Source organism: Meridianimarinicoccus marinus (genome assembly GCF_040689105.1).
GTDB lineage: Bacteria > Pseudomonadota > Alphaproteobacteria > Rhodobacterales > Rhodobacteraceae > Meridianimarinicoccus > Meridianimarinicoccus marinus.
Genome location: NZ_JBFBVU010000012.1, coordinates 70,151 through 82,062 on the forward strand (window position 1 = coordinate 70,151; position 11,912 = coordinate 82,062).

Annotated in this window: 15 protein-coding genes; 3 read left to right on the forward strand and 12 right to left on the reverse strand. The window is 67.0% G+C overall.

Annotated elements, in window-relative coordinates:
* Positions 1 to 23: 23 nt before the first annotated feature.
* From smpB to dapA, 3 genes are read right to left on the reverse strand one after another with little or no spacing between them, the layout of a single operon-like run.
* Positions 24 to 500 carry an SsrA-binding protein SmpB gene (gene smpB / locus AB0T83_RS11265; RefSeq protein WP_366193140.1) on the reverse strand — a complete coding sequence of 159 codons (477 nt, stop codon included), beginning with the start codon at positions 498 to 500 and terminating at the stop codon, positions 24 to 26.
* Between the two features lie 45 nt (positions 501 to 545).
* Positions 546 to 1,040: an SAM-dependent methyltransferase gene (locus AB0T83_RS11270; protein ID WP_366193142.1), complete on the reverse strand. Its 495-nt coding sequence runs from the start codon at positions 1,038 to 1,040 to the stop codon at positions 546 to 548.
* Between the two features lie 2 nt (positions 1,041 to 1,042).
* Positions 1,043 to 1,915, reverse strand: a complete 873-nt coding sequence (gene dapA, locus AB0T83_RS11275; protein ID WP_366193143.1) for a 4-hydroxy-tetrahydrodipicolinate synthase — start codon at positions 1,913 to 1,915, stop codon at positions 1,043 to 1,045.
* Positions 1,916 to 2,066: 151 nt separating this feature from the next.
* Here dapA and AB0T83_RS11280 point away from each other — a divergent pair, with 151 nt between their 5' ends.
* A complete protein-coding gene (locus tag AB0T83_RS11280) occupies positions 2,067 to 4,007 on the forward strand; it encodes a lytic transglycosylase domain-containing protein (protein ID WP_366193145.1) in 1,941 nt (646 codons plus the stop codon).
* Positions 4,008 to 4,064: 57 nt separating this feature from the next.
* Here AB0T83_RS11280 and AB0T83_RS11285 read toward each other — a convergent pair whose 3' ends face one another.
* Positions 4,065 to 4,955: a DMT family transporter gene (locus tag AB0T83_RS11285; protein ID WP_435891158.1), complete on the reverse strand. Its 891-nt coding sequence runs from the start codon at positions 4,953 to 4,955 to the stop codon at positions 4,065 to 4,067.
* Positions 4,952 to 5,623 (reverse strand): tRNA (5-methylaminomethyl-2-thiouridine)(34)-methyltransferase MnmC2, encoded by a 672-nt coding sequence (gene mnmC2 / locus AB0T83_RS11290; protein ID WP_366193146.1) that lies wholly within the window; start codon positions 5,621 to 5,623, stop codon positions 4,952 to 4,954. The genes AB0T83_RS11285 and mnmC2 overlap by 4 nt, the downstream gene beginning before the upstream one ends.
* A 110-nt stretch (positions 5,624 to 5,733) precedes the next feature.
* Between mnmC2 and AB0T83_RS11295 the strand changes: the two genes are divergently transcribed.
* Entirely contained in the window at positions 5,734 to 6,777 is a 1,044-nt protein-coding gene (locus tag AB0T83_RS11295; RefSeq protein WP_366193147.1) for an NAD(P)/FAD-dependent oxidoreductase, read from the forward strand.
* Between the two features lie 105 nt (positions 6,778 to 6,882).
* Here the strand turns inward: AB0T83_RS11295 and AB0T83_RS11300 are convergent, their stop codons facing one another.
* The 7 genes from AB0T83_RS11300 to AB0T83_RS11330 form a co-directional block, all read right to left on the reverse strand.
* The gene (locus AB0T83_RS11300) at positions 6,883 to 7,593 is read right to left on the reverse strand and encodes a hypothetical protein (RefSeq protein WP_366193148.1); all 711 of its coding nucleotides are present in this window, start codon (positions 7,591 to 7,593) and stop codon (positions 6,883 to 6,885) included.
* Positions 7,590 to 7,937 carry a Lin0512 family protein gene (locus AB0T83_RS11305; protein ID WP_366193149.1) on the reverse strand — a complete coding sequence of 116 codons (348 nt, stop codon included), beginning with the start codon at positions 7,935 to 7,937 and terminating at the stop codon, positions 7,590 to 7,592. Before AB0T83_RS11305 ends, AB0T83_RS11300 begins: the two co-directional genes overlap by 4 nt.
* Positions 7,934 to 8,284 (reverse strand): Lin0512 family protein, encoded by a 351-nt coding sequence (locus AB0T83_RS11310; protein WP_366193150.1) that lies wholly within the window; start codon positions 8,282 to 8,284, stop codon positions 7,934 to 7,936. The genes AB0T83_RS11305 and AB0T83_RS11310 overlap by 4 nt, the downstream gene beginning before the upstream one ends.
* A complete protein-coding gene (gene cobO, locus AB0T83_RS11315) occupies positions 8,284 to 8,907 on the reverse strand; it encodes a cob(I)yrinic acid a,c-diamide adenosyltransferase (RefSeq protein WP_366193151.1) in 624 nt (207 codons plus the stop codon). Before cobO ends, AB0T83_RS11310 begins: the two co-directional genes overlap by 1 nt.
* Positions 8,908 to 8,999: 92 nt before the next feature.
* The gene (locus AB0T83_RS11320; protein ID WP_366193152.1) at positions 9,000 to 9,716 is read right to left on the reverse strand and encodes an LrgB family protein; all 717 of its coding nucleotides are present in this window, start codon (positions 9,714 to 9,716) and stop codon (positions 9,000 to 9,002) included.
* Positions 9,703 to 10,074: a CidA/LrgA family protein gene (locus AB0T83_RS11325; protein WP_366193153.1), complete on the reverse strand. Its 372-nt coding sequence runs from the start codon at positions 10,072 to 10,074 to the stop codon at positions 9,703 to 9,705. Before AB0T83_RS11325 ends, AB0T83_RS11320 begins: the two co-directional genes overlap by 14 nt.
* A gap of 116 nt (positions 10,075 to 10,190) precedes the next feature.
* Positions 10,191 to 11,405: a TsoY family (seleno)protein gene (locus tag AB0T83_RS11330; protein WP_366193154.1), complete on the reverse strand. Its 1,215-nt coding sequence runs from the start codon at positions 11,403 to 11,405 to the stop codon at positions 10,191 to 10,193.
* A gap of 109 nt (positions 11,406 to 11,514) precedes the next feature.
* On the opposite strand from AB0T83_RS11330, the gene AB0T83_RS11335 reads away from it, so the two are divergent.
* Positions 11,515 to 11,859 (forward strand): hypothetical protein, encoded by a 345-nt coding sequence (locus AB0T83_RS11335; RefSeq protein ID WP_366193155.1) that lies wholly within the window; start codon positions 11,515 to 11,517, stop codon positions 11,857 to 11,859.
* Positions 11,860 to 11,912: the final 53 nt, after the last annotated feature.

Sequence of the window (11,912 nt, forward strand, 5' to 3'; positions counted from 1 at the left end):
ACTGGCCCGTCCCGGCGGGCTGGTCAGGTGTCGTGGCGCAGCAGGCGCTGTTTCTGGCGTTGCCAGTCGCGCTTGGCCTCGGTGGCGCGCTTGTCGTGTGTTTTCTTGCCCTTGGCGATGCCGATCTTCAGCTTCACGAAGCCCTTGTGGTTGAAGTACAGCACCAGCGGCACAAGGGTCATGCCCTCGCGCTGGGTCGCCGACCACAGCCGCGACATCTCGCGCTTGTTGACCAGCAGCTTGCGGCGGCGGCGTTCTTCATGGCCCCAGGTCTTGGCCTGCGCATAGGGCGCGATATAGCCGTTGACCAGCCACAACTCGCCGTTCTCGACGGCGGCATAGCTGTCGGCGATATTGGCACCGCCCTGACGCAGGGATTTCACCTCGGACCCTTGCAGCACGATTCCGCATTCGAGGTCGTCCTCGATGGCGAAGTCATAGCGGGCCCGCCGGTTCTCGGCGATCACCTTGTAATTGGGGTTGGTTTTTTCTTTGGCCATGGTCGTGGGGATATAGGCGCTTTGACGGCGCGCGCCAAGCGCCGATCAGCCCAGCTTGTCCTGAAGCGCGGGCGGCACGTCGATGGTGGGCAGCCAGGGGCGCAGATCGACCAGCGGGGTCTGGTCGAAACAGTCGATGGCGTCGATATCCAACCGTCCGGTGGCAGGATCGATGCCGGTCAGAACCACGGTCGACAGCGCCAGCGTGTTGGGCCGGTTCGGCGAGCGGATGGCGAAGGTGCCGCGCGGCCCGTTCACATGGCCGGGGCTTTGGAGGATCAGATCGCGCCGCGCCCGGTCCATCCAGTAGATCAGGATCAGCGCCCGGCCCGGTTCCAGACCGGTCAGACCGTCCAGATAGGCCGTATCCATCTCGATATGGGCCGGTTGGCCGCTGTCGCGGGCCAACCGGATGTTCTTGGGGCAATCGCCGCGCGACCACGGCGTGCGGATGCGCCCGATGAAGGTCAGCCCGGCCTCGGCCCGGTCGCCCGGATCGAAGTCGAGGGTCTTTTCACCGGGGCGCACCGGGTTGGCCATGCTCAGACCAGACCGGCGTGGGCCAGGGCGGCGTCAATGGCGTCGCGCACCGGCCGGGTCACCGGCAGCAGCGGCAGACGCACCTCTTCACTGCACAGGCCCAGCTTCGACAGGGCGTATTTCGCCCCCGACAGGCCGGGTTCCAGAAAGATCGCCTCGTGCAGGGGCATCAGCCGGTCCTGGATCGCCAGTGCAGCGGCATAGTCGCCGTTCAGCGTCGCCTCCTGGAATTGGGCGCACATGGCGGGCGCCACATTGGCCGTGACCGAGATGCAACCGACGCCGCCATGGGCATTGAAGCCAAGCGCCGTGGCGTCCTCGCCTGACAGTTGCAGGAACCCGGTGCCGCAGGCGGCGCGCTGCTGGCTGACACGGGCCAGATCGCCGGTGGCATCCTTGACACCCACGATGCGCGGCAGTTTCGCCAGTTCGCCCATGGTGGCAGGCGTCATGTCGACCACCGAGCGGCCGGGGATGTTGTAGATGATGATCGGCAGGGAGCTGGCGTCATTCAGCGCGGTGTAATGCGCGATCAGCCCGGCCTGCGTCGGCTTGTTGTAATAGGGTGTCACCACCAATGCCGCCGCCGCGCCCGCCTTTTCGGCGTGCTGGACAAGGCTGATCGCCTCGGCGGTGGAATTCGAGCCCGCGCCCGCCACCACCGGCACCCGCCCGGCGGCGGCTTCGATCACGGTTTCGACAATCAGGTGATGCTCGTCATGGCTGACCGTGGGGCTTTCGCCGGTGGTGCCCACCGGCACCAGCCCGTGCGAGCCCTGTTCGATCTGCCAGTTCACCAGTTTCTTGAGCGTCTCCAGATCCACCGCACCGTCCTTGAACGGGGTTACCAGGGCTGGAAGGGACCCTTTGATCATGACACGCTCCTTTGATTCAGGCCGGGGGCGATGTGTCCCCGGCGGATTGCGCGCGGACCCTAGCGGGGGTTTGGGCAATTGCCAAGATTTTGAGTTGCGCCCCGGTCGCCTGTGGCTACCGTGCCGCGGACAGGGATCGAAAGGATGTATGATGGTCAATGGCGCCGTGCGAAACGGGATCTTGGCGGGAATGCTGGTGCTGATGCTGGGCAGCGTCCCGGCGCGGGCGGATCTGACCACAGCCATGGCCGAGGTGCGCGCCAGCGACTGGGACGGCGCCCGCGCCGCCGTGCGCAACGACAGCGCCGCCGTGCAGGCGGTCGTCGAATGGTATCGGCTGCGCGGCCGCGACGGCGATTTCCGCGACTACCTTGCTTTCCGCGAGACCTATGGCGACTGGCCGGGGATGCCGCTGCTGCTGCGGCGGGGCGAGGCCACGATCCCCGCAAATGCCGATCCCGAAGCGGTGCTGCGCTATTTCGGCGATCAACTGCCGCAGACCGGCACCGGCTCGCTGCGCCTGTCGGCGGCGCTGGAGGCCCTGGGGCGCGGCGATGTGGCCGGGGCCGAGGCGATCCGGGCGTGGCGGGTGCTGCGCCTGTCGGCGGACGAAGAAAGCACGATGCTGGCCCGCTATGGTCAGGTGCTGGCCGATCACCACGTGGCGCGCATGGACATGCTGCTTTGGAACGGCTGGCTGACCGAGGCCGCGCGTATGCGCCCGCGCGTGCCCGAGGGCTGGCGTCGTCTGCACGATGCCCGCGCCGGGTTGCGGCGCGATGCCGACGGGGTCAACAGCCTGATCGACCGGGTGCCGCTGGAGTTGCAGGAAGATCCGGGGCTGGCCTATGAGCGCGCCGAATGGCGGTTCCGCAACGGTCACGAAGAGCGGGCGCTGGAACTGGTGCTGCAACGGTCGGGCAGCGTCGAAAGCCTGGGCAAGCCCGAGAAATGGGCCAAGCGGCGCCGGTCGCTGGGGCGCGAGCTGATGCGCAAGGGGCAGGCGCGCGAGGCCTATCTGCTGGTCTCGCAGCACCATCTGACCGAAGGCTCGGACTATGCCGATCTGGAATGGCTGTCGGGCTATCTGGCGCTGCGCAAGCTGGACACGCCGGGGGCCGCGCTGGACCATTTCCAGCGGTTCCGGCTGGCGGTGCAAAGCCCGATCAGCCTGGGCCGCGCCGGATATTGGGAAGGACGCGCCTTTGAAACCCTGGGCGACACCGCCTCGGCGCAGGCGGCCTATGAGTTCGGCGGCGAGTTCCAAGGCACCTTCTATGGGCAACTGGCCGCCGAGAAGGCCGGGCTGGCCATGGATCCCGGGCTTCTGGGACAAACCAAGTATCCGGTGCGGCGAAGCTCTCCCCTGCGGCAGAATTCGGTCTACCTTGCCGGGGTCGCGCTGGACCAGGCGGGCGAACTGGCGGTGTCGGGCCGGTTCTTCGCGCATCTGGCCGAAAGCCTGAACCGCGGCGAGATCGGCGAGTTGTTGTCGCTGACCGAGGAATTGGGCGAGCCCTACTACCAGTTGCGCATCGCCAAGCGGGCGGCGGCAGACGGGCACACGCTGAACCGGTCCTATTTCCCGATGTTTGCGATCTCGGTCGCCGGGCGTCCAGGGGTTGAGCCGGAACTGGCGCTGGCCATTGCCCGGCGCGAAAGCGAGTTCAACCCGGTGGTCGTCAGCCCGGCGGGCGCGCGCGGGCTGATGCAGGTGATGCCCGGCACCGCCAAGGACATTGCCGCCGAGGTCGGGCTGCCCTATTCGCTGGGGCGGTTGACCGCGGACCCGTCGTACAACGCGCGTCTGGGTACCGCCTATCTGTCGAAACTGAAGGGCCGATTCGGGGTCAATGATGCGCTGGTGGCGGTTGGCTACAACGCCGGGCCGGCGCGGCCGCCGCAATGGATCAAGCGCTATGGCGATCCCCGGTCGTCGCAGGTGGACGCGGTGGATTGGGTCGAACATATCCCCTTCACCGAGACCCGGAACTACGTGATGCGGGTGACCGAATCGCTGCTGCCCTATCGCGCGCAGCTGACGGGCCAGCCGCAGCCGCTGACCCTGTCGCAAGACCTCAAGCGGCGCTAGGGCGGTGGGGGCGGGTGCCTCCGGCGGGAGTATTGCGGACAAAAAAAAGTGCTGGGATCAGCGCGTTTGCCGTTCCCGCCACAGGGTGAAGACACCGGCGGCGACGATGATGGCCGCACCGGTGGCCACATTTGGGCGCAGGCTTTCGTTGAAGATGATGATCCCGAGGAACGCCGCGAAGGGAAGTTGCATGTAGGCGAAGGGCTGCACCACGCTGGCTTCGGCCACCGCATAGCTGCGGATCAGCAGCCAATGCCCCAGCAGCCCCGCCAGGCTGAGGGCCGCCATCCAGATCCAGTCATTCGGGGCCATCGGTTCCCAGACCCACAGGCCGACGCCGGTCATGGCGACAGCACCCGACACCCCAGTCCAGAAAAAGCAGGTGCGGGCGCTGTCCTTGCGCGATGCGTAGCGGGTGAGCAGCGCATAGGTGGCAAAGATTGCGGCGGCGGCGAGCGGGATCACGGCGGCCGGTTGCAGGGCGCCGCGCCCCGGTTGCAGGATGATGAGGATGCCGAAGAAGCCCGCCGCGATGGCCGACCAGCGGCGCCAGCCGACCTTTTCGCCCAGCACCGGGCCGGAGAGCGCGGCGACGATCAGCGGGTAGGCGGTAAAGACCGCGTGGGTTTCCACCAGGCCCAGGTGGATGAAAGCCAGTGCCATGATGACGATCTCGGCGGCCAGAAGCAGCCCGCGCAGGATCTGGATCACCGGTTGCGACGTCCGGGCAGCGGCGCGCAGCCCGCCGGGTGCGCGGGCGGCAAGGACGATCACGAAGAGACCGAAGGCCCAGTAACGGATCATCACCACCATCAGCGGGCTGTAGCTTTCGGCCAGGTGTCTCGTCAGCACGTCCTGGATCGAGAACACCAGCGTGGTTGCAATCATCAGCAGGATGCCGAGGCGGTTGTCCTGCCCGGCCACCGAGGTTTCGACATTGGGGATCATGACATCTGCGCCCGGGTCATGTGGCGTTTGCGGCCAAACCCCGCCGTGCGGGTGACGGTGAAGCCCGCCTCGGCCAGATTGCGGCGCACGAAGCCCGCCGCCGTGTAAGTGGCGCAGGTGCCCTGCGGCGCGGTGTGGCGGGCGACTTGTGCCATCAGGTCGGCCTCCCAAAGCTCGGGATTGCGGGCCGGGGCGAAACCGTCGAGGAACCAGGCATCGGCCTGTCCGACCCAGTCCGGCAGGGTGGTGCGCGCATCGCCGATCACGATGTCCGCGTGCAGGTCCGGGGTCTGGATGCGGGTCTCGCCGCGCGACCAGGCGTCCAGCAACGGGGCGGCGACGGCATGGGCCTCGGGGAAGCGGCGCAGGGCGCGGTCAAGGTCCGGGGCGGTCATCGGGTAGCCCTCGAACCCGGTGTAGCGCAGCGGGCCGGGGGTGCCGCTGTCCTGCCATGCGATCAGTGCGGCCAGCAGGTTGAGACCGGTGCCGAAGCCCAGTTCGGCGATGCGAAAGCCGGGCCGGAAGCGGGCGGGCAGATCGTTGCCCGCCAGAAACACGTGGCGGGTTTCGGCCAGACCGTTGTCGAGCGAGAAATACGGATCGTCGAACTGCCGGGAGACCGGAACGCCATCGGTTTTCCATTCGAGATCGGCCGGCGGCGCCTTCATGCTGGTGTCCGTTCGTGGGTTGGAGTAACAGCCCGGTGCTGTCCCGTCCTCCATGGCCATTTTGCCGGCAATGTCAATTTCACGGGGCCGAAATCGTGAAAGGCGTGCCGATGACCATTGCCAGTATCACCATTCACGGGGCCGGGATCTTCGGGCTGTCGGTGGCGTATTTCTGCCTGAAGAAGGGTGCGCGCGTGACCGTGGTCGATCCCGGCGGAGTTGGTGCCGGGGCCAGTGGCGGCCTGGTGGGCGCCCTGTCGCCGCATACGCCCGAGAACTGGAATCCCAAGAAGGCATTCCAGTTCGAAAGCCTGATAATGGCGGCGCCGTTCTGGGACGACGTGGCGCGGTTGAGCGGGCGCGATCCGGGCTATGGCCGCGTCGGGCGGTTGCAGCCTCTGGCCGATGCCCGCGCGGTGCAATTGGCCCGGATGCGGCAGGAGACGGCGGCAGCCTTGTGGCAGGGCAAGGCGGTCTGGGAGGTGATCGAGGCCGATCTGGCCGGCGCTTGGGCGCCGCGGTCCGCGACCGGGCTGTTGATCCGCGACACGCTGAGCGCGCGGTTGCATCCGCGTCAGGGCTGCGCGGCGCTGGCGGCGGCCATCGTGGCGCTGGGCGGCGAGATCACGGAAGCCGCCCCGGTAGGGCAGGATGTGACGGTGCTGGCCACCGGGTACACCGGTCTGCTGGACCTGTCGCAGGAACTGGGCGTTCCGGTCGGCAGCGGCGTGAAAGGGCAAGGGGCGCTGCTGGATCTGGATCGCGCCGGCGCGCCGCAGATCTTCGCCGAGGGTGTGCATGTCGTGCCGCATGGCGACGGGACCGTGGCGGTAGGCTCGACCAGCGAGCGGGAGTTTGACGCGGCCACCACCACGGATGCGCAACTGGACGCGGTGCTGGAAACGGCCATTCGGGTCTGTCCGGTGCTGAACGGCGTGCCGGTTCTGGCCCGCTGGGCCGGGGTGCGGCCACGGGCGCGCAGCCGGGCGCCGATGCTGGGGGCGCATCCGATCCGGCCGGCGTCCTTCATCGCCAATGGCGGTTTCAAGATCGGCTTCGGCGTGGCGCCGAAGGTCGGGCAGGTCATGGCCGATCTGATCCTTGAGGGCGTGGATGCGATCCCCGAGGGGTTCCGGGTGTCGGACAACCTTTAGGATCAGGGGCCGGGGAATCTCCCGCCCCCGGACCGGCGGGCATTGCCCTTGCCCGGCGTTGGGCCGGGCAGTCGCGCCCCGGTCGGGGCGCGACTGTGGGTGCGCCTAGAAATGCCACTCCAGTCCGAGGGTGGGACCGAAGATGCGCAGTTCCGAGAACGCGGGGTCGTCGAACCCCACTTGCAGGTGGCGGTAGCCTGCCGTGGCCCAGAATCCGCCGCTGAGCCGGTAGCGCGCGTCAAGGCGCAGGTCGAACTGGGTGTCGATTGCGCCCGCGCTGTAGCCCCCTGCCGTGAGCGTTCCGGCAAGCTGCCAGCGGTCCGACAGTGCCGCTTCGCCGTAGACCCCGACAAAGGGCACCGTGTCGCGTTCCGAAGCCTTCAACCGGCCCAGTGGCCCGAGGTCCATTTCGAAATTGACATCCCAGTACCGGGCGCCGGCAACAAGCTCGGCCCGCGCGGTCGGGCTGTTGTGGAACGCATAGCCATAGGCCAGCGCGGACATGGCGCCGTAAAGGCGCATGTCCGGGTCCAGAATGCCGAAGTAGGGACCGGCCGCGTCCGAAATGCTGACCCCGATGAACTCGGCCCAGAAGCTGTGGCGGCCGTAGCGCAACTCGCCCACCAACGGCAGGGCGTACCAGCCGATTTCCGAGAACGGGCCTTCGTAGTCCTCGACCGGCGCGCCTTGCAGGGTGCTGTCCACCGCCAGACCGGTCTGCCAGTAGTAGGTCGCGATACGGCCGGTCCAGCGCTCGGCCGTGGCGGGGCAGGCGGCAAGTGTCAGTCCCGCCAGCAAGGCCGCGCAGACCTTCACGGGGTTGATGAGGACATGGGGGGCAGGAAGACCTCGACCGCCACGGCGGCGATCTGAACGGTGCTGCCGGTTTCGGGGTCGGTGCTGGTCAGCCCGCCTTTGGCCACGATAACCTCGGTGGGTGCCGGGGAAAACTGGGCCGCAACCGCCGGTGCATCGACCTGCGCAGGGTCGCTGACGCCCAGCGAAACCTTGATGCGCAGGCGCTGCCGGGCCTCGGTCAGCTTGTCCAGAAACTGCAGGGTTGAGTGGCTTGCGGCGTCCAGCAGGCCGTGGGCCACGGCCTCGTCGATGGTTTTGCCGGTTCCCATGCCCATCTTGATGATCGCGCGCTGGTCGGTCATGCGCCCGAGGCCATGTCGAAAGAAACGGAAATGGCCGCATTGGCGATGACCGTGGGCTTGCCGCCGTCGTCGCGGGGGATGTCCAACCCGCCGTGGGTGATCGTCACGGTCGGCTGGCCATAGGGAAAGACCGCGATCAGCGCGGCCTTGTCCACGGCTTGAGGCGCCTGCACGCCGACGTGGACGTCGATCAGCATGTCATCCTTGGGGCGGCCCAGAAGCTCGGCCAGGTTGATCGAATTGTGCCACAGGGCGTTGCGCAGGGCGCGGACGGCGGCCTTGGTATAATCCTGACGGCGCAGCGAGGTGCCCATGCCGTATTCGGTCAGCAGGCGCTGGCGTGGCATCAGTATTCGACCCCGATCTGGGCCTTGATCCCGGCCCGGAAGGGATGCTTGACCAGTTCCATCTCTGTGACCAGATCGGCGGCCTCGATCAGCGGCTCCTTGGCGTTGCGGCCGGTCAGAACCACATGGGTCATCTCGGGCTTTTCGGATTGCAGGAAAGTCACGACCTCCTCGACATCCAGATAGTCATAGCGCAGGGCGATGTTGATCTCGTCCAGCAGGACCATTTTGTTGGCCGGGTCGCGGATCAACTCCTTGGCCTTTTCCCAGGCGGCTTGCGCCATCTCCATGTCGCGGGCCTTGTCCTGGGTTTCCCAGGTGAAGCCCTCGCCCATGGTGTGGAACTGGCAGATGTCCTGGAACCTGGACAGGATCAGGTCGCGCTCGCCGGTGGACATGCCGCCCTTGATGAACTGCACCACGGCGCAGGGCATCTGGTGGGCGATGCAGCGGAAGATCATCCCGAAGGCGGCCGAGCTTTTGCCCTTGCCCTTGCCGGTGTGGACGATGATCAGCCCCTTCTGGTCGGACTTGGTGGCCATGATCTTGTCACGGGCGGCCTTTTTCTTGGCCATCTTGGCGGCGTGGCGGGCCAGATCGTCCTTCGGGGGGGTGTCGGTCATGGGATCCTCGGGTCAGGGTGTTGGGCAGGCCGGGTGTCACGGGGCAGAATACCCGCGCCCGCGGTGGCGTCTACTGCCGTTACGCGGGCGGGTCAGGGAAACAGCCAGCCGATGATATAGGGCGCGGCCAGCGCGGTGAACACGGCGTTCATGCCCATGCCGATCCCGGCGAAGGCGCCGGCGGTCGGGTGCACCTGCAATGCCCGCGCCGTACCGATGCCGCTGGCCGAGACGCCGGTGGCGAACCCGCGCGCACGGTAGTCCTTCACCCCGAGCGCGTCATACAGCGGCGTGACGATGACCGCGCCCAGAATGCCGGTCAGGATCACCAGTGCTGCGGTCAGCGAGGGTGCGGCGCCGATCTTCTCGGCCACGCCGATGGCGATGGGGCTGGTGGCGGCTTTCGGGCCCAGCGACAGCAACGAGACCCCTTGCAGGCCCAGCAGCCAGCCCACCCCCAGCGCCGTCAGCATCGACACCAGCGATCCCGCCAGCAGGGCGGCGACCATCGGCAGCGCCGTGCGCAGGATGTGACGGCGGTTCCAGTACAGCGGCAGCGCCAGCGAGACCGTGGCAGGCCCCAGCAGGAAATGGACGAACTGCGCGCCTTCGAAATAGGTGCCATAGGGCGTGTCCGTGGCCAGCAGCAGCCCCGACAGCAGGATGATCGCGATCAGCACCGGGTTGACGGTGGCCTTGCGTCCCGAGGCCTTGAACAGCGCGTCGCCCACCAGATAGGCGAGGATCGTCAGGGTCAGCCAGACCAGCGGCCCTTCCAGCAGGTAGATCCAGATGTCAGTTACCGGCATGGGGGGCCTCATCGGTATTGCGCAGCAGTTTCAGCATGCCTGCGAAGGCCAGCGCCCCGGCGCTCAGCCCGGCCACGGTCGAGACCACCAGTGCCGCCAGCAGGGCCGGGCCGTCCGGGCCCAGCCGGTCCAGATGCGCCACGACGCCAACGCCAGCGGGCACGAACAGCAGCGACAGGTGGTTCAGCAGCCCCTGCGCCAGATCCTGCACGATCCTGCCGAGTTGAGGGATGGTCAGTAGCAGGATCGTCAGAAAGATCATTCCCAGAACCGGGCCGGGCACCGGCACGCCGATCGCCCGTGCGGTGACTTCGCCGGCCAGTTGGCAGGACAGGAGGATGGCCAGGGCGTGTATCATCGGGAAACCTGTTGAAAGGACGTCGTGCCAGACTAGGGACCGTGGCCCGGAACACAAGCCAAGGCCCGCAGCCGGGCAAGGCTGCGGGCCCACGGGGACACCGGAAGTCTGGCTTGTTACGCGGCGGGCTGCGCCAGCGGCATCGGATCAGCGCGGAAGTGACGGCGGTTCAGGTAGACCACCAGCGCCACCATCGCCAGTTGCAGGCCCACGGCAACACCCGAGATCGCCCAGTAGGCCGCGCCGAACTTGGCCACCAGACCAGCGGCCACCAGCCCCTTGTTCAGCCAGAAGTGCATCATGACCGACAGGCCGACACCGGGGCAGACCAGCGCATAGGCCCCTGCCGAGGTGCTCTGACCGAAGACGAACCGCGACCAATAGCCGATGCGCGCCAGCACGAACAGGCCGAAGAGCGCGAACAGCCCCTGCACCGACAGGATGCGCGACAGCATCACAAGGGTTTCCCCTGCGCTGCCATGAACCTCGAACGTGGTGTGCAGCCCGTGATCCTGCCGCAGCATCAGGATGCCCAGAACCGTCAGGAGGGGGATAATGATCATCAAGGTCGGAGCGGCCTCGGGGGCGACGCCCTTTTCCAGCATCGCCTGGATCCCCATGACGAGCGCGATCGCCGCGATGACGCCGGCGGCCATCAGGAAGAAGGTCGACAGGACCAGGCTGGCGCCCACGGTCAGAGGATTGGCGGACATCGCCGCGGGCGCAGCCATGCCGACACCGACCATCGCCAGTGCGAAGGCGGGCAGTTTCTGCGCGAAGGAGTTGTTGGCGCCATGATCGAACCCGCCCTTGCCGATGACCCGGCCCAGGAAGGCGCCCAGATGCCGGAAGGCCATCCAGCCGATGGCGAGAAAGGCGATCATCGCCAGCGGGAACAGGTATTCAGTGATCGACCACAAGCCCGGCACGAAGACCAGCCCGGCGATGAAGGCCCCGTTGACCGCCATGGCCAGCGCCAGCGGCATCGCCATCATCTGGGTTTCGGCGTTCGAGGCCCGGAAGGCCGCGTAGCCCTCGGCCCGGACGAAGCCGCGCAGATGGTTCAGGTTCCACACCAGCGCCTTGATGTTGAGGAAGAAGAAGACGGCGATCCCGGCCATGGCAAGGATGATCATCCCCTGCATGCCGGTGCCGCCGGTGGCAAAGGCGGCCATGATGTCTTCGAAGACGGGCACCGGCTTGCCGGGATGCGGCACCCAGAACATCAGCCACATGAAGAAGGTGACGGTCAGGCCGCCGGCCCCCAGCGAGGCAAGGAAGTAGAGCGGGGAATAGGCCTGTGCCGCGGCAGGCAGGGTACGGGAGGACATGAGTCGTTCCTTTCGTATTCGTATTTAAGAATATGAATAGTGATTCCGACACGAATTGCAACCCCGCGCCTTCACCCGGGCTTAACCCGCATCGGTCAAAGCTGCGCGCATGTACCGGGCTCTTCTCCTTGTCGTCAGCTATTTTGCTTATGGCTGCACCACTGCCAGTCTTCCGATGTTGGGGGCCGACACAACGCGGCTTGCCATCGGTGGCCATGACTTCGTGGTGCGCCACACCGACCAGCGTGCCGAAGTTGTCCGGGCCAGCCCGGCGGTGGCGTCGCGGTCCGCCATGCTGGTCCTGTCAAAACAGGCGATGGAACGGGCCTCGGGCTGCAAGGTGCGCGACGGCACGCTTTATGGCGATGCGGTGCTGGCCGAAGCGATGCTGACCTGTGGCGAAGACGCCCCTGCCCGATTGCTCCCGGTGTGGACCTTCGATGACCGGCAATAACCGGCCCCTCGCGGCGGGACCGTGCTAATCTCGCCCCTAAGCTGTTACCACGG

What these genes read in the sequence shown, in the direction of transcription:
- AB0T83_RS11335 (WP_366193155.1), top strand. Translation starts at nt 11,515, where the DNA reads ATGTACCGGGCTCTTCTCCTTGTCGTCAGCTATTTTGCTTATGGCTGC.
- mnmC2 (WP_366193146.1), bottom strand. Translation starts at nt 5,623, where the DNA reads ATGAAGGCGCCGCCGGCCGATCTCGAATGGAAAACCGATGGCGTTCCG.
- AB0T83_RS11305 (WP_366193149.1), bottom strand. Translation starts at nt 7,937, where the DNA reads ATGACCGACCAGCGCGCGATCATCAAGATGGGCATGGGAACCGGCAAA.
- AB0T83_RS11295 (WP_366193147.1), top strand. Translation starts at nt 5,734, where the DNA reads ATGACCATTGCCAGTATCACCATTCACGGGGCCGGGATCTTCGGGCTG.
- AB0T83_RS11310 (WP_366193150.1), bottom strand. Translation starts at nt 8,284, where the DNA reads ATGCCACGCCAGCGCCTGCTGACCGAATACGGCATGGGCACCTCGCTG.
- cobO (WP_366193151.1), bottom strand. Translation starts at nt 8,907, where the DNA reads ATGACCGACACCCCCCCGAAGGACGATCTGGCCCGCCACGCCGCCAAG.
- smpB (WP_366193140.1), bottom strand. Translation starts at nt 500, where the DNA reads ATGGCCAAAGAAAAAACCAACCCCAATTACAAGGTGATCGCCGAGAAC.
- AB0T83_RS11280 (WP_366193145.1), top strand. Translation starts at nt 2,067, where the DNA reads ATGGTCAATGGCGCCGTGCGAAACGGGATCTTGGCGGGAATGCTGGTG.
- AB0T83_RS11325 (WP_366193153.1), bottom strand. Translation starts at nt 10,074, where the DNA reads ATGATACACGCCCTGGCCATCCTCCTGTCCTGCCAACTGGCCGGCGAA.
- dapA (WP_366193143.1), bottom strand. Translation starts at nt 1,915, where the DNA reads ATGATCAAAGGGTCCCTTCCAGCCCTGGTAACCCCGTTCAAGGACGGT.
- AB0T83_RS11320 (WP_366193152.1), bottom strand. Translation starts at nt 9,716, where the DNA reads ATGCCGGTAACTGACATCTGGATCTACCTGCTGGAAGGGCCGCTGGTC.
- AB0T83_RS11270 (WP_366193142.1), bottom strand. Translation starts at nt 1,040, where the DNA reads ATGGCCAACCCGGTGCGCCCCGGTGAAAAGACCCTCGACTTCGATCCG.
- AB0T83_RS11330 (WP_366193154.1), bottom strand. Translation starts at nt 11,405, where the DNA reads ATGTCCTCCCGTACCCTGCCTGCCGCGGCACAGGCCTATTCCCCGCTC.
- AB0T83_RS11285 (WP_435891158.1), bottom strand. Translation starts at nt 4,955, where the DNA reads ATGATCCCCAATGTCGAAACCTCGGTGGCCGGGCAGGACAACCGCCTC.